Source organism: Nostoc foliaceum FACHB-393, assembly GCF_014698505.1.
Taxonomy (GTDB): domain Bacteria; phylum Cyanobacteriota; class Cyanobacteriia; order Cyanobacteriales; family Nostocaceae; genus Nostoc; species Nostoc foliaceum_A.
This window is the reverse complement of record NZ_JACJTD010000065.1, coordinates 1-24,765: the sequence shown is the minus strand read 5'-3', so window position 1 is coordinate 24,765 and position 24,765 is coordinate 1. Positions and strand designations below refer to the sequence as shown.

Here is a 24,765-nt window from a genome sequence, read left to right as displayed (position 1 = left end):
CAGGGAACAGAGAATGGAGAATAGTTTTCTCATGCCTATTAAGGAATGTTGCTTTGTTTCTCATAAATGAGACGTGCATGATTGTCATCACTTATTTTCATGCAAGGGTTAACAAATCATGCTCCATGTATAAGCCTTTCCTGGAATTTTTAGAAAAAGAGCTATTTCAGCGGTTTGATTTACAAAGTAGGGTCATTCCCCCTGGTTTGGAATTCAAAGTTAGCGATCGCGGCAGAAACCCAGCAACTATTCGCAGTTGGTGTTACCAATGTCAAGAGTTGCGGAAAATCCGTTATACCTACATTGATGCCGGGGAGAGTGCCCAAATTTTTAACAGCGTGGTTTATCCTAGTCATGGCTACGATCTACCTCTGTTAGGGATTGATTTTTTATCCTTTGGTAAAGTCAAAAATCTGATTGTGCTTGACTTTCAGCCTTTATTTCAGGATGAAGAATATCAAAAAAAATATATAGTTCCGTTGAAATCTCTTCATGATAAATACCCTGATTTGGCGCAAAACTTAGAAATGAAGTTTTACGATGCCAATCAGTATTTTTCTAAGTATTTATTGTTTGCCAAAACCGACCCTGAAACAGTAGCAACGCGAGTCTTTGAAGCGTTTCAGGATTATTTAAACTTGTATTGGCAAATGTTAGCAGATGCAAAACCGCTCCAAGATCCTGAAGATATCCAACGGATTGTCAAAGCCCAAAAAGACTATGACCAATATAGTGCAGACCGCGATCCAGCATCTGGTTTGTTTAGCAGTTACTTTGGTCATGAATGGGCAGAGCGCTTTCTCCATGAATTCTTATTTGAAGATGCTGTTCCCCTAGCAGTCGGTGCCAGCAAAAGATGAAGGCAGGAGGCAGAAGTTTTTTAATTTTTAATTTTTAATTTTTAATTCGGAGCGAAGCGACGTGACACTCTATCAACCGTTTCTCGATTATGCGATCGCCTACATGCGATCGCGCTTGGATTTAGAACCCTATCCTATCCCCACTGGGTTTGAGTCTAAAAGCGCTGTTGTGGGCAAAGGCAAAAATCAGGAAGAGGTTGTCACCACCAGTTATGCTTTTCAAACCGCAAAATTGCGGCAAATTCGTGCAGCTCACGTACAGGGTGGCAATTCGCTGCAAGTGCTGAATTTTGTGATTTTCCCCCGCCTCAACTACGATTTACCGTTTTTTGGGGCAGATTTGGTGACATTGCCAGGAGGACATCTAATTGCTTTGGATATGCAGCCTTTATTTCGGGATGATCCAGCATATCAGGCAAAATATACCGAACCAATTCTGCCCATTTTCCACAGTCATCAACAGCATCTATCTTGGGGAGGAGATTTTCCAGAAGAAGCACAACCCTTTTTCTCTCCGGCTTTTCTGTGGACTCGTCCCCAAGAAACGGCTGTAGTAGAAACTCAGGTGTTTGCCGCTTTTAAAGACTATTTGAAAGCTTATCTGGATTTAGTCGAGCAGGCAGAAGCTGTAACAGATTCCCAAAATTTAGCAGCCATTGAGCAAGCCCAACTGCGATACCTACGATATCGGGCTGAAAAAGACCCCGCACGAGGTATGTTCAAACGCTTCTATGGTGCCGAATGGACTGAGGAATATATCCACGGCTTTTTATTTGACCTAGAGAGAAAATTAGCAGCTATCAACTAAACAATACTGCTTGGTTAAAAAATTGATCTGGTGAGGGGAGCAGGGGAGGAAAAAACGCTTATCCGAATAGTGTCCAAGCAACAGCGATCGCTACATAGTTTACCTGTTTTTGAAATTCCCCCGATCTTGTTCTATGCTCAAAGTCCTTCCTAAACAAACCGCCTCCATGCAAACACGCGATGGAGTCCGCTTGGATGCAGACATCTATCGCCCCGATGCTGATGGTGAGTTTCCTGTATTATTGATGCGACAACCCTACGGACGAGCGATCGCATCTACTGTTGTCTATGCCCATCCTACTTGGTATGCTTCCCACGGCTACATCATAGTAATTCAAGATGTCCGAGGACGTGGCACTTCTGAAGGCGAATTCCAGCTATTTACTCACGAAATTACAGATGGCGAAGATGCTGTAAATTGGGCAGCAAGTCTACCTTCTAGCAACGGCAAAGTTGGCATGTATGGTTTTTCTTATCAAGGAATGACTCAGCTATATGCCGCAGTTAATCAGCCCAGTGCCCTGACAGCAATTTGCCCTGCGATGATTGGCTATGATTTGTACACAGATTGGGCTTATGAAGGAGATGCATTCTGTTTACAAACTAATCTCGCTTGGGCAATTCAATTAGCTACAGAAAGCGCCCGTTTACGAGGGGATAAAACAGCCTATCAAGCCTTATTTGCTGCTTCTCGGAATCTGCCTTTGACTAATCCAGAAACTCTCCAGCAACTTGCCCCTGATTCTTTTTATCATGAGTGGCTGACACATTCCCAAGCAGATGCATACTGGGAAAAACTTTCACCTAAACAGCACTTGCAAGCTGTTGATTTGCCCATGTTCCACATCGGAGGATGGTTTGACACCTACCTGCGCGGCACTTTGCACTTATATAAGGATATGGCAACCCGTAACACTAAACCCCAACATTTGTTAGTCGGGCCTTGGGCACATTTGCCTTGGGGTCGCAAAGTTGGTGAAATTGACTTTGGTATCAAAGCGGCGAGTCCGGTAGATCAGATGCAAGTCCGCTGGTTTGATCAGTTTCTCAAAGGTGTAGAGACAGGATTACTTCAGGAATCGCCTGTTTGCCTATTTGAGATGGGAAGTAATATCTGGCGCACTTTCCCCAATTTACCTACACCAACTCATAAATTCTATTTTTTGTCAACAACTGGACTTGCCAGCATCCGTGAAGACTCTGGAACCCTTTCCAATGCCCCATGCCCCATGTCCTCAGATGTATTAGTTCATGATCCTTGGCGGCCAGTTCCGGCTGTGGGTGGTCATGCAGCAATTCCTGCGGGTGTATTTGAGCGATCGCATATTGATTGCCGTTCAGATGTCTTAATTTACACTAGTGAACCCTTACTAGAAAATTTACATTTGGCAGGAGATGTGATGGCAAAAATCTCATGTACAGCCGACCAACCTAGTTATGATTTGTGTGCGGTGCTATCAGAAGTCTATCCTGATGGGCGCGTGTATAATTTGACCCAAGGTTATGTACATTGTAGAGATGGTGCAAGTAATGTCTCCACAAAAATTCAACTGCAACCGACTTGTGCGCGAATTGCTAAAGGTAACGCCTTGCGTCTAAGTTTAAGTGCAGCGTGCTTTCCAGCCTATGCGATGAATTCGGGAAACGGCGCAGTCATAACTAGCGACAATTTACGAGATGCCGAAATTATTACTTTAACTGTTAATTGTGGAGGTGAGGGTAATTCTCAGGTTGTATTACCTGATCTTTCCAGCTATAGAACCTAAAAAAGATCAATTCGGTAAGTTTGTTGTGGTAAAAGCTTTGGAATCGAGAGCTAAAACAGAAGCTACCAAAAGATCAAACCCCGACACCAATGAAAAAACGGCAAGCGGTAGCCAGAAACCGTCTCTTTGAGCAGAAAGAATCTTACTTTGTTATACTTTGACGCTTTCGCAAGAGAGGGTTTTCATCGACAACGGGGCATTTTATTACTGGTAAGTCCCTTAAATATAACTGCTATATATATCTATCTTTAGACATATTTTATTAAAAATACCTGCTTACTCAGTACACTTCGCATGGTGGATTGACTTAAATTAATTTACTTATGTTATGATTTGTATAGTTCTAATGTTATGATTTGTGTTGTGCTTTTAAGTTACTAACCAGAGAATTATTTGCTAGTTTAAGCTAAAATAACTTAATTTAGAACTTTAAAGCCAGTTCAAGCAAACTTAGAAATTTTTTAACACCCAACCATTCCTTAATAAAATCTAAATTTTTGTTACTAGTAACTCAGATATATCTAAATTCTCTGAGTTTTCAAGAATTACTGAGGTAGGTATGTTGAATACTGGGCATTGACTTGACTGAATGAAAGAGGGATTTTACTTTCATTTTGAAGCAAATAGAATGTAGCGAGTTTAGTGATATAAGGTTTGATACTAATGCAAAGGAACAGCAAACTAACGGTTAATCAGGGTTCTAATCTCAAATTGAAGCTTGGAGATCAACGATACGAGCAGTTTTCTAGGGTAGAAGTTTTGCGGAACCGTACAGTTGGAAAGCCATTAGAGTTAAACATAGTGGAATAAATCTTAATTAAGATGAATTTCCCAAATTTAAAGTCAACAATCTCGGAAGATATAGGCAAGTAATATACCAATATATTGCCCGTGAGACTAGTTGAATAGTTTGAGGTTCAGCCGAATTAAAGGTTAACCCACCTATAGAATTTACTCAAATGAATGGTGTTGTTTAAAAACATTGCCAGTCAGCAATAAGTGTTAGCTTTTTATTGAAAGCTAATTTTGTCATGACTTTAATCTAAAACGATAAAGAGCATAATTTGTTGCTGAAGTGCATTAGGGTAAATCGGAATCATCACCGATAATCTGCCAATTTTTTAGTTGCAATAAATAAAGGTCAACAGACATGAATAAAGTTCAAGCATCCTTTGAAGCTACGGAAGCTGCATTTCACGTGCAAGGTTACGAAAAAATCGATTTTAGCCTTGTATATGTGAACGGTGCATTTGATATTAAAAATAGAGAAATTGCAGAAAGCTATGCGAAATTTGGTCGTTGTCTGACTGTAATTGATGCTAATGTTTATGAACTTTATGGAAAGCAGATAAAGTCATATTTTAGACATTATGACATTGATCTCACAGTATTTCCCATCATCATTACAGAGCCAGCTAAAACCCTTGCAAGCTTTGAGAAAATTGTTGACGCTTTTTCGGACTTTGGCTTAGTTCGTAAGGAACCAGTCTTAGTCGTCGGTGGTGGTCTAATTACTGATGTGGCTGGGTTTGCTTGCGCTTCTTACCGTCGCAAGAGTAACTATATTCGCATTCCTACCACATTGATTGGTTTAATCGATGCAGGTGTAGCGATTAAGGTAGCAGTTAATCATCGCAAGTTGAAAAATCGCTTGGGAGCATATCATGCACCTTTGAAAGTGATCCTCGATTTCTCATTCTTGAAAACTTTGCCAACGGCTCAAGTTCGTAATGGGATGGCAGAGTTAGTGAAAATCGCTGTAGTTGCTAACTCTGAAGTCTTTGAACTGCTATACGAATATGGCGAAGAACTTCTTTCCACTCACTTTGGACACGTGAATGGGACACCAGAACTGAAAGAGATTGCCCATAAACTCAACTACGAGGCAATCAAAACCATGCTGGAGTTAGAGACTCCAAACTTGCATGAAATAGACCTTGATCGCGTCATTGCTTATGGTCACACTTGGAGTCCTACCCTAGAATTAGCGCCTCGCGTACCGCTATATCATGGTCACGCGGTCAATATAGATATGGCTTTGTCTGCAACTATTGCAGCACAACGGGGCTATATTCCAACAGGGGAGCGCGATCGCATCCTAAACTTGATGAGTCGTATAGGTTTATCACTCGATCATCCTCTACTAGATGGGGATTTATTGTGGGATGCAACCCAGTCTATAAGCTTGACACGAGATGGCAAATTACGTGCAGCCATGCCTTGTCCGATTGGTGAGTGCTTCTTTGTCAACGATCTGACTCGTGAGGAACTAGATGCTGCTTTAGCTGAACATAAACGTCTTTGTGCTAGATACCCTCGTGGCGGAGAAGGCGTTGACGCATACATTGAAAGTCAAGAAGCCAAGCTATTGGGAGTGTGAAGACATGACGAGTGTTTTAGGACGAGAAACAGCTAGACCAATAACGCCACACAGCATCTTAGTAGCCCAGCTACAGCAAACCCTCAAATTAGCAGAAGAGAGCAACATTCCCGTAGAGATATTAGATTCTCTGCGTCAGGGAGTTCAATTAGCCGCAGGTTTAGATCCCTATCTGGATGATTACACCACCCCGGAATCGAGTGCATTGACAGCATTGGCACAAAAAACCAGTAAAGAAGACTGGAGCAAACGTTTCAGCGATGGTGAAACAGTGCGTCAACTAGAACAAGAGATGCTGTCAGGACATCTGGAAGGACAGACATTGAAAATGTTTGTTCACATGACCAAGGCAAAGCGCATTCTAGAAGTAGGAATGTTCACAGGATATTCAGCCTTGGCAATGGCAGAGGCACTACCAACCGATGGGCAACTCATAGGTTGTGAAGTTGACTTTTATGTAGCTCAATTTGCTCAAGCTTGCTTTAGTGAGTCTCCCCACGGTAACAAAATCGTTGTGGAAGTAGCACCTGCTTTAGAGACACTCCACAAGCTCGCTGCAAGAAAAGAATCATTTGATCTGATCTTCATCGATGCCGATAAAAAGGAGTATGTAGAGTACTTCCAGACTATCTTGGATAGTGGCTTGCTGGCTCCTGACGGGTTAATCTGCGTGGATAACACTTTGTTACAGGGACAAGTTTACCTACCACCCGAACAACGTACCGCCAATGGTGAAGCGATCGCTCAGTTCAACCGTGTTGTCGCCACAGATCCTCGTGTAGAGCAAGTTCTGTTACCCATACGAGATGGTGTCACCCTGATTAGACGCGTGGCGTAATCAGGAGACAAGGGGGCAAGGGGACAATTCTTCCTCCCTCTGCCTCCCCTGCTCCCCCTGCCTCCCCTGCCTCCCCTGCTCCTTCTACTTTCAAAGACTTATGGCACAATCAATCTCCTTATCTCTGCCTCAATCTACAACGCCCTCAACGGGTGTCAGGGTAAAGATAGTGGCTCTATTCAAGACTCTCGGTACTTTGACATTATTACTAATAGCCTTGCCGCTCAATGCTTTTATAGTGTTGGTATCTTTGCTGTGGGGCATTGTAAAATCGCCGTTTACGAAAAAAGCTGTCGTAGCTGCTCATCCTCAGACTATCTTGGTAAGTGGAGCCAAGATGACTAAAGCATTGCAACTTGCCCGCTCTTTCCATGCAGCAGGACATAGAGTTATTTTGATTGAAGGTCACAAATACTGGTTGTCTGGGCATAGATTCTCAAAGGCGGTGAGTCGTTTTTATACAGTTCCTGCTCCACAAGAAGATCCAGAAGGCTATATTCAGGCGCTAGTAGAAATCGTCAAGAAAGAAAAGGTTGATGTTTACGTACCTGTATGCAGCCCTGTTGCTAGCTATTATGACTCTTTAGCAAAGCCTGCATTATCAGAATACTGCGAAGTTTTCCATTTTGATGCAGATATAACCAAGATGTTGGATGATAAATTTGCCTTCACTGATCAGGCGCGATCGCTTGGTTTATCTGTTCCCAAGTCATTTAAAATCACAGATCCTCAACAAGTTATTAACTTTGATTTTAGTCAAGAAACCCGCAAATATATTCTTAAAAGTATATCTTACGACTCCGTTCGCCGCTTAGATTTAACCAAACTTCCTTGTAACACTCCAGAAGAGACAGCGGCTTTTGTCAACAGTTTACCCATAAGTCCAGAAAAACCTTGGATTATGCAAGAGTTTATTCCTGGCAAAGAATTATGCACTCATAGTACAGTGCGGAACGGGGAATTAAGATTACATTGCTGTTCAAACTCTTCTGCCTTTCAGATTAACTATGAAAATGTCGAAAATCCCCAAATCCGTGAATGGGTGCAACACTTTGTCAAAAGTTTGGGATTGACTGGACAAGTGTCTTTCGACTTTATCCAAGCTGAAGACGGTACAGCTTACGCTATTGAATGCAATCCCCGCACGCATTCAGCAATCACAATGTTTTACAATCACCCTGGTGTTGCAAACGCCTATTTTGGTAAAACTCCCCTAGATGCACCTCTGGAACCCCTAGCAAGTAGCAAGCCCACCTACTGGATATATCACGAAATCTGGCGACTAACTGGTATCCGTTCCTGGAAACAATTGCAAACATCGCTTAATACCCTAGTACGAGGCACTGATGCGATCTACTGCCTTGATGACCCAGTGCCATTTTTTACTTTGCATCACTGGCAGATTCCCTTACTGTTACTAAAGAATCTCCAACAACTCAAAGGCTGGGTAAAAATAGACTTCAACATTGGCAAACTAGTTGAATTAGGTGGCGATTAAAAGAATTTGTAATTCGTAATTAAGTTAGGAAGAGGAATCATGTCAGTACTTCGTATCCTTCATTTAGTTGGGTCTGCATACAATGATTTTTACTGTGATTTGTCACGCCTTTACGCCCAAGACTGTCTGGCAGCAACAGTAGATCGATCGCGCTATAACTTTCAGATTGCATACATCACACCCGATCGCCAGTGGCGATTTCCTCCCTCGCTCAGTCGAGAAGATATTGCTGTCACCAAACCAATTCCTCTGTCCGATGCCATAAAGTTTCTAACAGAACAAAACATTGACCTCGTGTTACCACAAATGTTTTGTATTCCTGGAATGACTCACTACCGCGCCCTATTCGATTTGCTTCAGATCCCTTACGTAGGCAATACTTCGGATGTCATGGCAATAACGGCGCACAAAGCTAGAGCCAAAGCAATTGTCGAAGCAGCAGGGGTGAAAGTGCCTCGTGGAGAACTACTTCGTCAAGAAGACGTTCCGACAATTACACCTCCAGCAATTATCAAACCCGTAAGTTCCGACAACTCTTTAGGGGTGACCTTAGTCAAAGACGCTACTGACTATGACGCTGCTCTGAAGAAAGCATTTGAATATGGTTCGGAGGTCATCGTAGAAGAATTCATCGAACTCGGTCGAGAAGTCAGATGCGGCGTTATTGTCAAAGACGGGGAGCTAGTGGGTTTACCCCTTGAAGAGTATCTGGTAGATCCTCACGAAAAACCCATCCGCAGCTATGCTGATAAACTAAAACAAACAGATGATGGCAACTTGCATTTCGCCGCAAAAGATAATATCAAATCTTGGATTGTAGACCCTAACGATCCGATTACCCAAAAGGTTCAGCAAGTGGCTAAGAAGTGTCATCAAGCTTTGGGTTGTCGCCACTACAGTTTATTTGACTTCCGCATCGACCCAAAGAGTGAGCCTTGGTTTTTAGAAGCTGGGTTGTATTGTTCTTTTGCCCCCAAAAGCGTGATTTCCTCTATGGCGAAAGCAGCAGGAATCCCTCTAAATGAGTTATTAATGACGGCTATCAATGAAACGTTGGGCAATAATAAAAAGGCATTGCAGAATTGCTAGTGAATTTCTTGGCATAGGTTTTTCTGCTTGTAGCGGGTAGGTGAGCGATCGCTTAATAGGACTTTTAAAGACAGATATCGCACTAACTTAACTAGGATACAGCAACATTCTTGAGAATGGTCATCGGCCCTTGGGCTTTGAGAACCTCCATTTCTGCTGCGTTTCGCACTAGCAAAGCACCAGCGAATCCTAATGAATTCACAGAGATAGACTGAAAATGCTCCTGCGATCGCGGTACGATCAACATCCATTCTCGTGTCGCTAGCAGATTGTAAGCACCAGATTCCCTTGCATCTAAACCCACAGCATGACGCAAAGTGCGATAAATTTCCAGTGTTGCTTGGGCCCCTGCTAATGGCGACTGCGCCCAATGAGGATCTAGGGGGGCGAAAGCGTGTATAAAAGGAAGTCCTGGTAAAGTGATGTTTGAGTCCTGAAATTTTGCTGTTGTTAGTATAGGTTCAATAGGAACCTGCGGCCCTGAAAGTGCAAGTGGTAAGGGAACTAATTGCAAGTGCTTGTGTCGCTGACTAGCACCTGCGGTTTTGCCACTGTTGTAAAATGCTAAACCATCCAAATCAGCCAGACATACCCACATAGCCGTAAAATCTTCCAGGGTGAGTAAGCTTTCCTGTTCCTCGAAAGCACGGGTGATGATTAACAGGTGATAATCAACTACATTGAATTTATTTAAAATACATACATGGGTATCGGAGATATCCGCCACAAATAAATCTTTTTCATAAGGCAAGAAAGGATTAAACTCTTGACCAGATGTAGCAGATTGTTTTTCCTGTTTCTCCTTGGCTGCTTTTTTGCGATTCAAGTTAGACAAAATCCGCACTAAAAAGCGCACGTTATCCTGTTCAACAAATTCAAAATCTGTCGGGATTGACAACAGTGCCCCACATTGTAAAGCATGTTCAGTCTGTTCTTTGACACTTGTCCATAAAGTGCCAGGCTTAAGTAAGATTTTACCCTGTGCCATTTTATTCCTTCAGACATCGATAGAACACGCAATTTGGGCGCACATTTGTGCACCCCTACGAATGACTATATTCCAATACAGTTCAGTTAATGTAGGATGCGATAAGTAAAATCTCAAACCTTTCACAACAACGCAATACGTCTGCAACAAAACTGTCATAAATCATATCTACATTAGTAATACATCTAAATATTTTTCCAGACAGCAAATGCAAAACGAATCTCGCGACAGAGAACACCCATCAAATAGCATTTTACATAATACCGCTGATGCCAAATACCATAATCGAGCACCCTGGAAAAAGGCTGCCGCCTCTCTATCGCTGGTGCTTCTGGGATCAGGTATGACATTGGCAGGCGGCTATATAGCTGGACATTCTCAGCAGGTGTCTGAGAGTGCATCTAATTTGGCAGTTAGTCGAGTCAATGCTGCTCCCCCATTACTAGCCGCTACAGATCCTAACTTTGTGACACAGGTGGTGCAAAAGGTCGGGCCAGCAGTAGTGCGGATTAACTCTTCCCGAACGGTAAGAACCCGGATACCAGATGAATTTAACGATCCGTTTTTTCGCCGCTTTTTTGGTTCCCAACTGCCACAATCAGGAGAAAGGGTAGAACGGGGTACTGGTTCAGGTTTTATCATCAGTGCCGATGGTCGGATTCTCACTAACGCCCATGTGGTAGATGGTGCTGATACGGTGACAGTGACACTCAAGGATGGGCGCACCTTGCAAGGTAAGGTGTTAGGAAAAGATGAATTAACTGATGTCGCTGTTATCAAGGTTCAGGCACAGAATCTACCTTCAGTGGCCTTGGGTAACTCAGATCAACTGCAACCGGGAGAATGGGCGATCGCGATCGGCAACCCCCTTGGACTAGATAATACAGTAACTACCGGAATCATCAGTGCTACTGGACGCAGTAGCAATCAAATCGGTGCTCCCGATAGGCGAGTAGAGTATATTCAAACCGACGCAGCAATTAATCCCGGTAACTCCGGTGGGCCCCTGCTAAATTCTCGTGGCGAGGTAATTGCTATGAATACAGCCATTATCCAAGGGGCACAAGGATTAGGCTTTGCTATTCCCATCAACACAGTACAACGCATTTCCAGCCAACTTATAGCTACAGGCAAAGTAGAACATCCTTACCTGGGAATTCAGATGGTGGGGTTAACACCTCAGCTAAAACAAAATATCAACTCAGATCCTAATAGCGGTTTGAATGTGAATGAAGATAAAGGTGTATTGGTTGTGAAAGTTGTGCCAAATTCACCAGCTGCTAAAGCAGGGATACGTGCTGGTGATGTTATCCAAAAGCTTGGCGGGCAATCAGTCACAGATGCCAGCAGCGTCCAAAAGGCAGTAGAAAATAGCCAAGTTGGGGGCGATTTACGTATGGAATTACGTCGCAATGGCCAGAATCTTAACATAGCTGTGCAACCTGGTGCTTTTCCCACACAAGTGCAATAAAAATTTTCCTATCAATTGCATAAAAGTGAATTTTCTGGGATAGGTATTTTACCCGTCCCTTTTTTTCAGGTGGCAAATATAAGGTAGGCACTGTCACAAACATCAGAATCGAAGTTTTCGGTATTAACAGTATCTCCCTGTAAAAATACTTTTCTTCAAGAATAGAGTCATTTTGATATTTTTATCTATGACATTAGTCACGGTTTAACTAATTACCTTTTTCACTAGTTTCTAGTTCTTTTCAACCCTATTATTTATTTGTCAAATAGATTAATATTTTGCTAAGAATTAATCTATTTGAGGTCTACATCATAGAAGGAAAGTTTGCGAATGAGTATTAAAAGAATGCTTGCTACAGCAGCGCTGATTTTACCAATTGCTGTTACCTTTATTCCTTCCCAAGCTGATGCTCATATCAGAAGGCCAGTTAGGCGACCTGTTCCAGTTAGAATAATCAAAAAACCATCGCCAGTTAGGGTTTATACCCCTGTTCAAGCGAGAAGGAGAATATTGGTTCCTGGACGTTGGGTGCAAACAAATCGTGGTCGTCAGTGGATACCTGCTCGCTATGTATATAGATAAAAAGACCTATAACTGCAAAAAATTATTGCCCATCAATATTGATTGCAGAGTTCTTTTTTCATAGTTTTAGTTGGAGTTTAAAAATCCCCTTTAGAAATATTCTAAAGGGGCATTATTTCGTGTTTACAATAAATAGGTAGACATAATTAAACATACGAAAAAATCCTAGTTTGTAGTGAGCAATTTATCGCTTATTCAGATTTATCAGGACTAAAGTCCTGACCCTTCGGGTTCGTTAGTCGCTGATGGGGGAAACCCCCAAGACCGCGCTAACTCACTACAAACTTGAATTTATTTATGCCTAGCTTGAATTTATTTATGCCTAGCAAGAAGTTGCAACTGAATTTTAAGCTAGAGCGACTGCTGGTTGCTGCCAGCGTCCCACCGCCTTACCAATTACTGCTAATTCTTGCATCAAGTTATCGAAACGGTCTGGTGTCAGAGATTGCGGCCCATCAGATAAGGCTTTGGCAGGGTTGGGGTGAACCTCTATCATCAGGGAATCTGTACCAGCTGCGATCGCAGCCATTGCCATTGAAGGCACAAACTCAGACCAACCTACGCCGTGGCTGGGGTCAATCATAATTGGCAGGTGAGTCAGCTTTCGTAACACTGGCACTACCGATAAATCCAGCGTATTTCGCGTATACTGACGGTCAAAGGTGCGTATTCCCCTTTCACACAAGATTACATTGGGATTGCCAGATGCCAGAATATACTCCGCTGCCATCAACCAATCTTCAATAGTCGCCGCCATTCCCCGCTTCAATAGAACTGGTTTTGGCTGTGCTCCCACTTTTTTGAGCAAGGAGAAATTCTGCATATTCCTTGCTCCCACCTGGATTACATCAGCAATTTCAGCAATTTTATCTAGGTCAGCAGCATCCATCACTTCTGTAATAATGCCTAGTCCGCTGACTTCCCGCGCCCTCGCTAATAAATCCAAAGCACTCTCGCCGTGTCCTTGGAAGGCGTAAGGTGAAGTCCGGGGTTTGTATGCCCCGCCGCGCAAGAACTTGGCTCCAGCTGCCTTGACGCGCTGCGCCGTCTCCACAATCATTTCTTCATTTTCTACGGAGCAAGGGCCGGCAACGACTACTAAAGGATGGTGTTCACCAAATATTACCGCTCCATCGGGAGTATTCACCACCACTTCCGAAGCTTCGCCGTGGCGGTACTGGCGGCTGGCTCGTTTATAAGGCTGCTCTACCCGCAACACCTGCTCAATCCAGGGACTAAGTTCCTGAATTTGTAGTGGATCTAAGCTGGCAGTTTCACCTACTAGACCAATGACTACTTTGTGTTGACCAACAATTTTTTCTGGAGTTAGCCCCCAGCTACTTAGTTCCTCATCAATGCGGTTTATTTCCGCTTCTGGGGAACCACTTTTCATTACTATAATCATGTGAAAGTTCCTGATTAATTGAGAAAAATTTTTTGTAAATAGGCTAACTTTATTGTTGCCTATTGCCCTAATTACGAGTAGTTAAAAATAAAATTTATTTACAAAATAAACAGACAAAATATAGCGCTCAGTCAGTAGTTTTACTACTAAATAACTGGATATAAGGTATAAAAAAGTTTATATATTTTTAATTAGCAATGTTGAAGTTATAAAATTTCAACTTCAACATTCACTTCTTTATTTACCCGATACCGCAGTTATCTAAATACCTGAGCGCCGTTCATTATGAGTTTTTTTGTCGAGTTTCGCGCCAAACTGCCACCATTCGTCCCCAATTGGTGTTGAACTCACCCAAACCTAACAAACTTCCGACTCTTTCTTCATCCCAAGAGGCAGAAAGAACGCCATAAGTTATCCCTAAGACCCCCAAACCAAATAATCCCATATTCACCAATAACACGGCGATGGGAGGTAGTTGGATGTTGGAGTAGGTAGCAAGCAGATAGCTAACAACCAAGGCGCTAATGCCCAAAGCTGTTGGTACACCACAGAATCCAGCTACCCGTCGGATCATCCGCTGGCTGACTACTTGGGGAATAGCCATCTCTTGTTTGGTGTAAGGCCGTTTTCTATCAGCCTGTTTGCTAGATTCTTGTGGCTGTGCTGCTGGTTTACTTTGAGTTTTTGCGGGTTTTTGGCGCTTTTTTTTCGGTTCAAAGGGCAAGCGACTGCGTTCAGATTCTTCAGCAGACATAAGCGGTAATCCTATCCACGAATACCAAGGCGAGCAATCAAAGCTTGATATTTTTCCCGGCTTTCCTGCGATATATAAGCTAGAAGACGCTTGCGCTGACCAATTAGCTTCAATAGTCCCCGCCGGGAAGAATGGTCTTTTTTGTTTGCCTGGAGATGTTCACTGAGGCGGTTAATGCGCTCAGTTAGCATGGCAACTTGGACATCGGCCGAACCAGTGTCGGTTTCGTGTACTTGGTAGTTGGAAATTATTTCTTGTTTCCGCAGTTGCGTCAGAGCCATGATCGATTCAATTTCTAGTTTTTCTAAATGTATGTAGCAGTCTCCCATAATATCACAGCCATCAAGCTGGATGTGGAATCATCTTTGCTGCTACGCCTTGCATTTTAAGAGACTCAGTAAGTCAAAAGCCAGACTCCGGTATCCTCTAGATAGTAGACGCGGTACTGAATCGTATTCGGATATACAACATTCTTATCAAACTATCTACAAATTGCTAATCGTTGTGTTAATGTCTTTGTTTGATAATCACACTTCAATATGAGATACCAGGTAGGGGGTAGTCTCCGCAGTGACGATCCCGCATACGTTATCCGTCAGGCAGACGAAAAACTTTATACAAGCCTGAAGGCTGGTGATTTTTGTTACGTTTTCAATTCTCGCCAGATGGGCAAATCATCCCTACTACAGCGCACAAGTTATCGTCTCAGACAAGAAGGCTATAGCTGTGTTTACTTGGATGTGACCACATTGGGTAGCGAGGATACTACACCGGAACAATGGTACAAAGGTGTTATTATCAGCTTGTTCTACGGCTTAAATCTGGTGGGAAAAGTCAAATTTAAGCAATGGTGGGAGATGCAAACAGGTCTTTCCTCAGTGCAAAAACTACACCAGTTCGTAGAAGAAGTGTTGCTGCCAAATGTTCAAAGCGAATCTCTGCCAAACCCCAAAGCCGAACGTATTTTCATCTTCATTGATGAGATTGACAGTTTGTTAAGTTTAAGTTTTCCTGTCAGTGACTTTTTTGCCTGGATTCGTCATTGCTATAATCAGCAGGCACATGACCCGAATTTTCAACGCTTAGGATTTGCGCTGTTTGGGGTAGCTAGTCCATCTGACCTAATTTCTGACAAACGTCGCACCCCTTTTAACATTGGTACAGCGATAGATTTACACGGCTTTCAACTCCATGAAGCCACGCCATTGCTAAAGGGATTAGAGGAAGTTATAACTCAACCGAAAGCAGTACTTCAAGAGATTATTTATTGGACAGGGGGACAACCATTTCTTACCCAAAAGCTCTGTCAGTTAATTGTCCACACAGCTTTAAAAACATCTAATAGAAAAATTGATTTATCGCTAGAAACTGAAACATCTTGGGTAGAAAAATTTGTGCGATCACAGATTATTCAACACTGGGAAGCCAAAGACGATCCCGAACACCTCCGCACAATTCGCGATCGCCTACTTTTTAACGAACACCGAACCGGAAGATTACTAGGGCTTTACCAACGAGTGTTGCAAGCAGAAGAAGCAGGGGAGCAGGGGACAGGGGGCAGGGGACAGAAAAAAGATACAGTTTATACTTCATTTTCTGATCTTCTTGTCCCGATCGATGATAGTCAAGAACAGGCAGAACTGTTGTTATCTGGTTTAGTCGAGAAACACAAAGGCTATCTCAAAATTAAAAATCCCATCTATCGGAATGTTTTCAATGCTGAATGGGTAATCAAGCACTTAGACAATCTCCGCCCTTACTCGCAAACATTCAATTCTTGGGTAGCCTCTTCCTTTAAAGATGAATCGCGCCTTTTGCGAGGACAGGCTCTAAAAGATACTCAAAATTGGGCGCAGGGCAAAAGTCTGAGCGATTTGGATTATAAATTTTTAGCTGCAAGTATTGAATACGAACGACGTGAAGTGCAAACAGCATTGGAGGCAGCCCGGGCCAAAGAGGTAGAAGCGCGACTAGAACAAGAGAAAAAAACTGCTAAACTGCAAAGATTTTTGTTAATTGCAGTATTTATTGGGTTGCTCATCTCTTGCTGTTTAGGGATAGGAAGTTTCATCTTGTACCGCAAAGCTCTCAAAAGTGAAAGTCAAGCTAGAAGCAGCGAAATTCGAGCGCTTGTATCCTCTTCTGAGGGATTATTTGCCTCAAATCGCCGATTGGATGCGCTCATAGAAGCTATTAAAGCTAAACATAAACTACAAAAACTAGCTAAACCAAACACAAATATTCAGCGTCAGGTAGACAATGTATTACGCCAAGCAGTTTATGGAGCAGACGAGTACAATCGTTTTTCGGGTCATACAGCAGCTGTTTTAGCAGTAGATATCAGCCCTGATAGTTCTCTGATTGCCTCAGCAAGTATAGATAAAACAATCAAGCTTTGGCGACGTGATGGTACAGAAGTTGCAACTCTCAAAGGTCATCAGGCAGCAGTTAGAGCAATCGATTTTAGCTCTGATGGCCAGCTACTCGCCTCGGCGAGCGAAGATGGCACTATTAAACTCTGGAAACTAGATGGCACTTTGTTAAACACTTTCAAAGGCCATACTGCTTCTGTCTGGGGAGTTGCATGGAGTCCCGATGGTCAGTTCCTTGCCTCTGCCAGTTTCGATAGAAGTGTTAAACTCTGGAAGCGAAACGGCACTTTGCTCAAAACATTTCAACAAGGTGACACAGTAGGATTTTGGGGAGTTGCATGGAGTCCTGATGGTCAAATAGTTGCTGCTGCAAATCTAGACAAGACAGTAAAACTCTGGAAACGGGATGGTTCTGGCTGGCAAAATGCCAAGCCTCTAAAACCTCTCCAAGGTCATAAAGGTTGGGTTGTAGGAGTAGCTTTCAGCCCTGACGGCCAGACCATTGCTTCAGCGAGTGAAGATGCGACTGTCAAACTTTGGCAGCAAAACAGCTCAGGTGGAAGCTACCGCCTTAATAAAACTCTTAAAGGTCACAGCGCCGGGATTTGGGGAGTCGCCTTTAGTCCTGATGGTCAGACTATTGCCACCGCCAGCCTCGACAAAACAATTAAACTTTGGAACATTGATGGTACAGAACTGAGGACACTGAAAGGACACAGCGCGTCTGTTTGGGGAGTGACTTTTAGCAAAGATGGCAGCTTTATTGCTTCGGCGGGTGCAGAAAACGTTGTTAGACTCTGGCAAAGTCAGAACCCATTCCAAAAGTCTATCATTGCTCATAAAGCTGGGATCTGGTCAATAGCTATCACCGCAGACAGTTCGGCGATCGCCACAGCTAGCCACGAAAATACTGCTAAACTTTGGAATCGCCAAGGTAAATTGCTCAAAACTTTCACTGAATCTGGGGGCGCAATCTTTGAGGTTTCATTCAGTGAAGATGGCAAGTTAATTGCGCTTCGCACTTCCGATGATACGATAAAGCTCAAGAAGCGAGACGGTACTTTGGTCGCTACTTACAAAGATCCTCTCGGTAAACTCTTAGCAGCAGTATTGAGTCCTGATGGGCAAGCGATCGCAATGTCAAATGTTGACAAAATTGCTCAGATATGGAATCGCAATCGCTCTGCACCGCAGATTCTCAAAGGACATCAGGCGGAAGTGTGGCACGTTGTATTTAGTCCAGACGGTCGGCTGATTGGTTCAGTCAGTGGCGATAGTACTGCTAAATTATGGACGCTTGATGGCAAGTTGTTCAAAACCCTAGTAGGAAATTCGGCGACAGTCTGGAGATTAGCCTTTAGCCAAGACACTAAAATGGTCGCTACTGGAAGTGGCGACAATACTGTTAAGTTATGGACACTTGGAGGCAAGCTGCTGAAAACTTTTAAAGGTCATACAGCTGCAATTTGGGGAGTCGCATTTAGTCCCGACGGAAAAATAGTTGCTTCTGGTAGCGTGGATTCTACCGTCAAACTTTGGAAAATAGATGGTACAGAATTAACTACTCTGAGAGGACATACCGCAGCCATTAGGGAGATTGCTATCAGCCGCGACGGGACAATCCTTGTCTCAGGAGGTGATGACAACACATTGATTCTGTGGAATTTGCCGCGAATTCTCAACTTAGATGCACTGGCTTATGGTTGCGCCCTGGTGCAAGATTATTTGAAAACTAACACAGCAGTGGAGGAGAGCGATCGCATTATTTGCAATTAACCTGGCTTCTGTTATTTTGAGAAAAGAAAAATAATTATAGGTTTGTAGTTTGGGCTAAAACGCAAATAATAAACAATCCCTAACTATCAATCATTTCTTCACAGACTACAACTGCTCAACAAATAACTTGGCTGTATAGCTTGGCAAGTCAGTGAATAAACCATCTTCTCCAACTTCTACCTTTGAATTCGTGATCCAATCTCGCCAGTATTCAGCGGATGGGAAGCCTGAAATTTTATATTTATTTAAATTCTGGTTGGAAAAATTTGCCACGACAACCACACGAGAATTTTGCTCATCCCAGCGAGTGTAAGCTAACACTTTATCATCGGCATTTTCGTAGAAAAACTCGATATTATCACTTTGCAAACCTAAATTCTGCTTGCGTAGAGCAATGAGTTTTTGATAATACTCAAATAAATTATGATTCTGGTCGCTTGACAACAAAGACCAATTAATTTTCTGTGGCTTAGTTACATCTTCGCTTTTTTGCTGGTATTCGCCAAACTCCTCTCCCATCCACAGCATTGGTATACCCATTGCTGTCATTAAGAGAACGACTGCTAACTTCGCTCGCTTAAATGCCTCTGCGTCAAAGATACCGCGATCGCCTAATTCTCGCAATAAACGTTCGCGATCATGGGTTGCCAAATAATTTATCACATTGGTGGTAGTTGCATAACCCTGCTGTCTAGGATCTAAAATTTGCTTTAGTTGTTTTAATTCAAATGTTTCTCCAGAAATATATGGAACTATAAAGTACCGAAAACTCTCATGCCAACAAGCATCTAATGGCCCATCTGGCCTGACTACAGTGTTTGTATCGGGAATATGTTCAGCAATATTGTAAAACTGCTTGGGTGCAGCATGATTTTTCCCTTGCTTCGCCAGCCAGCCGAGAAATTCAAAGTTAGCTAACTGGCGCACTGCATCAAAGCGAATTCCATCAATGTGATACTCCTGAATCCAAAATTGCACCACATCCCCGACGTATTTCCATGCAGGTTTAACATCTAATTTTTCATCATAATTATCATAGTTAAACTCTGGCCCCCAGTAATTATCTGGATCTTCAGGATAATGCATGTGTTCGTAATACCAGTAATTCCGGTCAATCAGCATTAACGGACATTTTTCATCTGTGTGGTTATAAATTCCATCCATAAAAACGCGAATGCCTCTACCATGACACTCATCTATTAATCGCTTTAAATCTTCTGTTGAACCGTAACTAGATTCTGTAGCAAAAAAGTGGCGCACTTTATAGCCCCAGCTATAATTACCAGGGTACTCATTAACTGGCATTAATTCAATTGCATTAACTCCCAATTCAACTAGATAATCTAACTTGGCAATTACCCCTAAATATTTACCTCGTTTGTCAAGTCCAACCTCATCACCAGTAAAATCTGCAACATGCATTTCATATATGACTAATTCACGATTCTCAGGCAAAGGTTTTTCGTCATATTGCCAAACATAAGTATCAATAATGCGTTGCCCATCTTTAATCCGCACTATGCTGGATTTTTCTGCTTCATTAACATCTGTTGCTTTAGGGTCAATAACGTCTACCCATTCATCAAGTGCAAAATTCGGGCTTTTGCTTTGAATACGAAATTTATATTGATAAACTCCATCTTCTAGTTTTACTTGAGTGCGGAAATAACCATCTTCACTTTTTACCATTGGGATTTCTTTCCACTCAGAAAAAGATCCAATTAAAGCTGCTCCTTTGTTACGAGGAGCAAATAATGTAAATTCAATTAAACTTCCCATTTCCATCTTTTTTTATATCTTCTTGTGGGTAGACCAAATAAGCAGGTATAACAATACAAACATTAACTCAAAAATTACGCGTTATTTTGAATAATTCGCATTAGTTTTTTCATCTCTAAAAATGCTCTTTATCCATTGGAAAAACACAAACTTGCTACCAATAATTGCTTTCTACAAAATATCAATAGTGCAACTTAAAAGGATTATTAGTAACTTGTGCTGGACAAGTGAATTTACGAATAAGCATCCTTGCTGACTACGGTTATATAGTAGTTTGCAATTTATTAAAAAGGATACTTACTTCCGGATGACCATACATCTATCTTTAGTTAGTCTTCCTTAAAAAGTTATGCTTTAAATTTACCTAATTTTGAGTTTTTTATAAGACAGAAGACTTATTTTCTGTAGCTTCAATAAATGCCTCAAACTGACCGTTAGGCGTCCATTGAATAGCCCCATCTCGTCCTGTAAAAAATAGTTTAGTTTGGCTTTGATTCAATTCAGATAAAGCTTTTGTGTCAAAGTTGGCAGAAGATGCGATCGCCACTTGTGGTTGCAAAGCAATAACTAAATCTTTTAATGACTGAGGGGCACACCATAACACTTGTGGGCGAGGCAAACTTCCACTTTTAACTAGTTGCTGTACCTCTTTAGACTTAATATTACCTACTAATAACCAATTCTGATCTAAAATTTGCAATTGTAAGATGGGTAATTGATCATTGATTAATTGTGCCACTATTGAATCCGTTTTCACAGCTTGACCAACTGCCAGCGGTTGGTAAGATCCCTGAGATTTTTGTAATTCTTGTTGAATTGCCTGACTTGCAATAGAATTTTCTGGTTGGGGGGAATATTCATAAAAATTTTTTATTGGTAAGTGTTGCAGTAATTCCAACCAAGCATTACTGTCATTGCCTTGAAAATCAGTTGCGATCGCCCAATTGATTTGATTTACACCCTGCTGTTGCAAAAACGGGAGAATTGTGAAACGTCCTGTTCCTTCATCGCCACTATTAATTACAGTTACTGTCCCTCTATCTTGAACAACTATAATTGGTTCCGTACCAGATTCTAATACCGTTATCCTAAATAATGTATTTGTAGAATGCCACAAGGGAATGAATACTAAACCAATCGCAATTACATTAGCAAACCACCACCGCCGCTGCCAGCAAGGGACTAGCCAAACTAGTATAATCAGTAAATAAAGTGTCAGAAGCTGCCAAGTAGATATGCTGCCTACAGCAACAGAGTTTCCTGGCAATTTGCTAAAAAATTCTACTAGTTTAATTAGCCAATCAGTCGGGTAATGCAATACCGCAGCTAAAAAGCTTCCTGCCTGAGTCCAAATTAAACCTACTAAGGCACTAATGATTCCACCTATACTAATGATCGAAATTAATGGAGTACTAATCACATTCAGCAACAAACTATAAGATGGTACAACCCCAAAGACAGAAAGTTGCACAGGTAAAGTCCAAATAGTGGCAGCTAGGGGAACAGCAATCAAAGCAGCGATCGCAGGTGGTAACCATGCTAGGCGATTGACTAATGCGGGTACTGTTACTATTAATCCTAGTGTTGCTAAAAAACTCAATTGAAAGCCTAAATCCCAAATCCATAAAGGATTAAACACCAATAATAAAGTTGCTGCTAATAGTAATGAGCCGAACTGTTTTAGTTTTCTTTTTAATAGCAATCCAACTAATGCCGCAAAACCCATAATTACGGCTCTGAGAACCGCAGGTTGAAAACCTGTTAAACTCAGAAAAATGATTAGAGCCAAAAAGCCAAGGGTGAATTGCGTTCCTTTTTTTGTTCGCCTTGTTAACTGTAATATCACACTCAAAATTAAGGAAGTTTGAAATCCAGAAGCTGCTAAAGCATGAGCTAATCCTGCTTGTACAAACAAGTCGCGGATATCGTAGGGTAAATCAACTGCTTTGCTACCTAAAACCATTGCACTGACAAGAGGCCCTTCTGGGATACCCAACCAACGAACTTGCGATCGCACAATTCGCTCCCGAATTTGCCACCATCCCCATTTCCGTTCTTGCTCTAAAACATTTATTTGTCGCCCCATCAAACCAGCAAATGTTCCTTCTTGCTTAAGAAACTTCTGAAAGTCGAAACCTCCCGGATTGGAAGCCGCCTTTGGTTTGTACAAAATTCCAGTCACCGCAATTTGTTGACTAGGGTATAAGCCAGTCGCCTGAAGTATAGGCACTGTCACATACAATTTGCCTGTAACCCCTTTTGGGACACCTGCTGAACCTTTATCATTTTTGACTTCATCTAGCTGAGTTGCTTCCAGCCAAAATTGTCCACGCTGACTGCGGGTTAAGCGGGGATTACTCGCCACTACGCCACGAATAATTACTAGTTGTTCTTGATTACTGCTATTTCCAGGCGGGACGAACTGACTAATATCTTTTACACCTGGTTGCGGCACTCGCCATTGAAAATATAAAGTTGCCAATAATCCCACTAAACCAGCAACTAGCCATATTCGAGCATGAGGAGTAGTTTGCCAGATATTAGGCACTGCTTTATTTTTGCTTCCAGCATTTTCTGGCTTTTGAGCAGGTTGGCGTAAAGTGGTGCGTCTTCTAAAAAGAATTGCTCCCACTATCCCCAAAGCCAAAATCCACACGCCACCCCAAGGAACTGCTGTAAACAGTAACCCAAAAATGTAGCCAAGACAAATAATTACACCACTGCTTTGAATCATAAAATTTTTTGTAAAAGCACCTGACAACCCGAATTTGCAGCTAACTTAAGAATAGCTAGGGCAGCAATAGAGAAAAAGCGCCGTTGCTGAATTTGGCTATGAAATTGAAAAATCAAATATTCCAAACTCTTATTATCTGCGTTTGGACTGCCTCTGCGTGAGCTTTTCATCTCTTTAATCAGCAACACCGAAAATTTTTGATGCTTGTGGAGAAGTATAGTCCATCAAGTTGATACAAACAAAGCCCGCCTATGCGGGCCTTTTTCTCATAGCCTTAATGTTCTAGACTCAAGATTTAACGGTATTTCTGACTTTTAGCTATAGCCACATCATAAGGAAATACTTAGCTGAAACCCCAGCGCAGCGTGGAGAAACAGAACACAAAGTGCTACGCTGACCAAATATGCAATTGTTCCTAACGGACGAGAGTTCGTGTAGCTGTACCCTTTAGGATGTCGGGCTTTCTGTTGACCTTACAGTATCTTTGAGCAACGGAAAACCCAGCTTCTCCCTTTGCTCAACATATAAATAAGCTACTTTTCTCGCTAAATGCCGAATCCTGGCAATATAGCGAGTTCTCTCTGTCACCGAAATCACACCTCTAGCATCCAGCAGATTAAACGTATGCGAACACTTCATTACATAATCTAAGCTAGGCAAGACCAATCCTCGCTCCGTCAATTGGGTAGCTTCCTGCTCATACAAATTAAATAGTGTCAGTAGCAACTCAGGATTTGACGCTTCAAAGTTGTAGGTACACTGCTCAATCTCTGCCTGGAGGTAAACATCACCATAAGTAATGTTGTCCGTCCAATGAATCTTAGTAATTGCCTCAACTTCTTGGAGATACATCACCAATCGCTCTAACCCGTATGTAATCTCAATCGACACAGGGCGGCAATCGATTCCCCCACACTGTTGAAAGTAGGTAAATTGAGTAATTTCCATCCCATCTAACCATACTTCCCACCCAGTACCCCAAGCTCCTACAGTCGCATCTTCCCAGTTATCCTCTACAAAGCGAATATCGTGGTCTTCAGGACGAATACCTAAAACCCTTAATGAATCAAGATATATTTCCTGGATATTATCCGGCGACGGCTTAATCAGAACTTGGTACTGATAATAGTGTTGAAAGCGGTTAGGGTTTTCGCCGTACCGTCCATCCGTTGGGCGACGACACGGTTCAACATATGCAACAGCCCACGGTTCCGGCCCCAATGCTCTTAAAAATGTTTGGGGATTCTTAGTACCTGCCCCCTTCTCAATATCGTAGGGCTGGGCAATCAGACAACCGCGATCGCCCCAGAACTGATGCAATAAAGCTATAACCGACTGAAAATTCACGCTTCCCCCTTCCTGAGTTGGCACAGTGCATAAACCATTGTTGCCTAGAACCCGGCACTATGGGGAGTTTCATGGTGACACAGAAGCCATCCAAAATAAATTGGAAAAAATAGTTGACACAAAGAGTTGGGTTCGCTATATTGAATAAGTGCCTGAAGCGGAGAGCGAAAACGCGACGTCATCAGGTGAACCGAACCTTGAAAATATTATAGTTTGAAAGCCACTATACAGCAAGTGGTCTGCGTCAAGAAAATAAAGATAACTAAGCTGAAGTTAAAAAAGAGCAGCTAAATGAGCTAATAAAGCTTTCCACATCAAA

At 42.3% G+C, this 24,765-nt stretch carries 17 protein-coding genes; 10 read left to right on the top strand and 7 right to left on the bottom strand.

The window, feature by feature from the left end:
* Positions 1-125: 125 nt before the first annotated feature.
* The 7 genes from H6G92_RS31645 (at position 126) to H6G92_RS31615 (ending at position 9,238) form a co-directional block, all read left to right on the top strand.
* Positions 126-860, top strand: a complete 735-nt coding sequence (locus H6G92_RS31645; protein ID WP_190899867.1) for a 15,16-dihydrobiliverdin:ferredoxin oxidoreductase — start codon at positions 126-128, stop codon at positions 858-860.
* A gap of 61 nt (positions 861-921) precedes the next feature.
* Positions 922-1,668: a phycoerythrobilin:ferredoxin oxidoreductase gene (locus H6G92_RS31640; protein WP_190899866.1), complete on the top strand. Its 747-nt coding sequence runs from the start codon at positions 922-924 to the stop codon at positions 1,666-1,668.
* A gap of 133 nt (positions 1,669-1,801) precedes the next feature.
* Positions 1,802-3,433 (top strand): CocE/NonD family hydrolase, encoded by a 1,632-nt coding sequence (locus H6G92_RS31635; protein WP_190899865.1) that lies wholly within the window; start codon positions 1,802-1,804, stop codon positions 3,431-3,433.
* 1,150 nt (positions 3,434-4,583) lie between these two features.
* Positions 4,584-5,813, top strand: coding sequence for a sedoheptulose 7-phosphate cyclase (locus H6G92_RS31630; RefSeq protein WP_190899864.1), 1,230 nt, complete (start codon positions 4,584-4,586; stop codon positions 5,811-5,813).
* Positions 5,814-5,817: 4 nt separating this feature from the next.
* On the top strand, positions 5,818-6,651 hold the full coding sequence (locus H6G92_RS31625) for an O-methyltransferase (RefSeq protein WP_190899863.1): 834 nt from the start codon (positions 5,818-5,820) through the stop codon (positions 6,649-6,651).
* 100 nt (positions 6,652-6,751) lie between these two features.
* Positions 6,752-8,149, top strand: a complete 1,398-nt coding sequence (locus H6G92_RS31620) for an ATP-grasp domain-containing protein (protein ID WP_190899862.1) — start codon at positions 6,752-6,754, stop codon at positions 8,147-8,149.
* A 39-nt stretch (positions 8,150-8,188) separates the two neighbouring features.
* Entirely contained in the window at positions 8,189-9,238 is a 1,050-nt protein-coding gene (locus tag H6G92_RS31615; protein WP_190899861.1) for a D-alanine--D-alanine ligase family protein, read from the top strand.
* A 91-nt stretch (positions 9,239-9,329) separates the two neighbouring features.
* On the opposite strand, the gene H6G92_RS31610 is transcribed toward H6G92_RS31615, so the two are convergent.
* On the bottom strand, positions 9,330-10,226 hold the full coding sequence (locus tag H6G92_RS31610; RefSeq protein WP_190899859.1) for an ATP adenylyltransferase family protein: 897 nt from the start codon (positions 10,224-10,226) through the stop codon (positions 9,330-9,332).
* A 208-nt stretch (positions 10,227-10,434) separates the two neighbouring features.
* Here H6G92_RS31610 and H6G92_RS31605 point away from each other — a divergent pair, with 208 nt between their 5' ends.
* Positions 10,435-11,697, top strand: a complete 1,263-nt coding sequence (locus H6G92_RS31605; protein WP_190899858.1) for an HhoA/HhoB/HtrA family serine endopeptidase — start codon at positions 10,435-10,437, stop codon at positions 11,695-11,697.
* A gap of 330 nt (positions 11,698-12,027) precedes the next feature.
* A complete protein-coding gene (locus H6G92_RS31600) occupies positions 12,028-12,279 on the top strand; it encodes a hypothetical protein (protein ID WP_190899856.1) in 252 nt (83 codons plus the stop codon).
* A gap of 346 nt (positions 12,280-12,625) precedes the next feature.
* On the opposite strand, the gene aroF is transcribed toward H6G92_RS31600, so the two are convergent.
* The 3 genes from aroF to rpsO all read right to left on the bottom strand — a co-directional run bounded on the left by aroF (position 12,626) and on the right by rpsO (position 14,719).
* A complete protein-coding gene (gene aroF, locus H6G92_RS31595) occupies positions 12,626-13,684 on the bottom strand; it encodes a 3-deoxy-7-phosphoheptulonate synthase (protein ID WP_190899854.1) in 1,059 nt (352 codons plus the stop codon).
* Positions 13,685-13,967: 283 nt separating this feature from the next.
* Positions 13,968-14,438, bottom strand: coding sequence for a PAM68 family protein (locus tag H6G92_RS31590; RefSeq protein WP_190899852.1), 471 nt, complete (start codon positions 14,436-14,438; stop codon positions 13,968-13,970).
* An 11-nt stretch (positions 14,439-14,449) separates the two neighbouring features.
* Complete coding sequence (gene rpsO, locus H6G92_RS31585) at positions 14,450-14,719, bottom strand: 30S ribosomal protein S15 (RefSeq protein WP_041565894.1); 270 nt, start codon at positions 14,717-14,719, stop codon at positions 14,450-14,452.
* A gap of 258 nt (positions 14,720-14,977) precedes the next feature.
* On the opposite strand from rpsO, the gene H6G92_RS31580 reads away from it, so the two are divergent.
* The gene (locus H6G92_RS31580; RefSeq protein ID WP_190899850.1) at positions 14,978-18,586 is read left to right on the top strand and encodes a WD40 domain-containing protein; all 3,609 of its coding nucleotides are present in this window, start codon (positions 14,978-14,980) and stop codon (positions 18,584-18,586) included.
* A gap of 105 nt (positions 18,587-18,691) precedes the next feature.
* Here H6G92_RS31580 and H6G92_RS31575 read toward each other — a convergent pair whose 3' ends face one another.
* The 3 genes from H6G92_RS31575 to glyQ form a co-directional block, all read right to left on the bottom strand.
* Positions 18,692-20,365: an alpha-amylase family glycosyl hydrolase gene (locus H6G92_RS31575; protein WP_190899848.1), complete on the bottom strand. Its 1,674-nt coding sequence runs from the start codon at positions 20,363-20,365 to the stop codon at positions 18,692-18,694.
* 379 nt (positions 20,366-20,744) lie between these two features.
* Positions 20,745-23,099 carry a ComEC/Rec2 family competence protein gene (locus H6G92_RS31570; protein ID WP_190899846.1) on the bottom strand — a complete coding sequence of 785 codons (2,355 nt, stop codon included), beginning with the start codon at positions 23,097-23,099 and terminating at the stop codon, positions 20,745-20,747.
* 447 nt (positions 23,100-23,546) lie between these two features.
* Complete coding sequence (gene glyQ / locus H6G92_RS31565; protein ID WP_190899888.1) at positions 23,547-24,446, bottom strand: glycine--tRNA ligase subunit alpha; 900 nt, start codon at positions 24,444-24,446, stop codon at positions 23,547-23,549.
* Positions 24,447-24,765: the final 319 nt, after the last annotated feature.

Coding starts and splice junctions, on each gene's coding strand:
- H6G92_RS31645 (WP_190899867.1), top strand. CDS start 126: ATGTATAAGCCTTTCCTGGAATTTTTAGAAAAAGAGCTATTTCAGCGG.
- H6G92_RS31635 (WP_190899865.1), top strand. CDS start 1,802: ATGCTCAAAGTCCTTCCTAAACAAACCGCCTCCATGCAAACACGCGAT.
- H6G92_RS31630 (WP_190899864.1), top strand. CDS start 4,584: ATGAATAAAGTTCAAGCATCCTTTGAAGCTACGGAAGCTGCATTTCAC.
- H6G92_RS31625 (WP_190899863.1), top strand. CDS start 5,818: ATGACGAGTGTTTTAGGACGAGAAACAGCTAGACCAATAACGCCACAC.
- H6G92_RS31620 (WP_190899862.1), top strand. CDS start 6,752: ATGGCACAATCAATCTCCTTATCTCTGCCTCAATCTACAACGCCCTCA.
- H6G92_RS31615 (WP_190899861.1), top strand. CDS start 8,189: ATGTCAGTACTTCGTATCCTTCATTTAGTTGGGTCTGCATACAATGAT.
- H6G92_RS31610 (WP_190899859.1), bottom strand. CDS start 10,226: ATGGCACAGGGTAAAATCTTACTTAAGCCTGGCACTTTATGGACAAGT.
- H6G92_RS31605 (WP_190899858.1), top strand. CDS start 10,435: ATGCAAAACGAATCTCGCGACAGAGAACACCCATCAAATAGCATTTTA.
- H6G92_RS31600 (WP_190899856.1), top strand. CDS start 12,028: ATGAGTATTAAAAGAATGCTTGCTACAGCAGCGCTGATTTTACCAATT.
- aroF (WP_190899854.1), bottom strand. CDS start 13,684: ATGATTATAGTAATGAAAAGTGGTTCCCCAGAAGCGGAAATAAACCGC.
- H6G92_RS31590 (WP_190899852.1), bottom strand. CDS start 14,438: ATGTCTGCTGAAGAATCTGAACGCAGTCGCTTGCCCTTTGAACCGAAA.
- rpsO (WP_041565894.1), bottom strand. CDS start 14,719: ATGGCTCTGACGCAACTGCGGAAACAAGAAATAATTTCCAACTACCAA.
- H6G92_RS31580 (WP_190899850.1), top strand. CDS start 14,978: ATGAGATACCAGGTAGGGGGTAGTCTCCGCAGTGACGATCCCGCATAC.
- H6G92_RS31575 (WP_190899848.1), bottom strand. CDS start 20,365: ATGGGAAGTTTAATTGAATTTACATTATTTGCTCCTCGTAACAAAGGA.
- H6G92_RS31570 (WP_190899846.1), bottom strand. CDS start 23,099: ATGATTCAAAGCAGTGGTGTAATTATTTGTCTTGGCTACATTTTTGGG.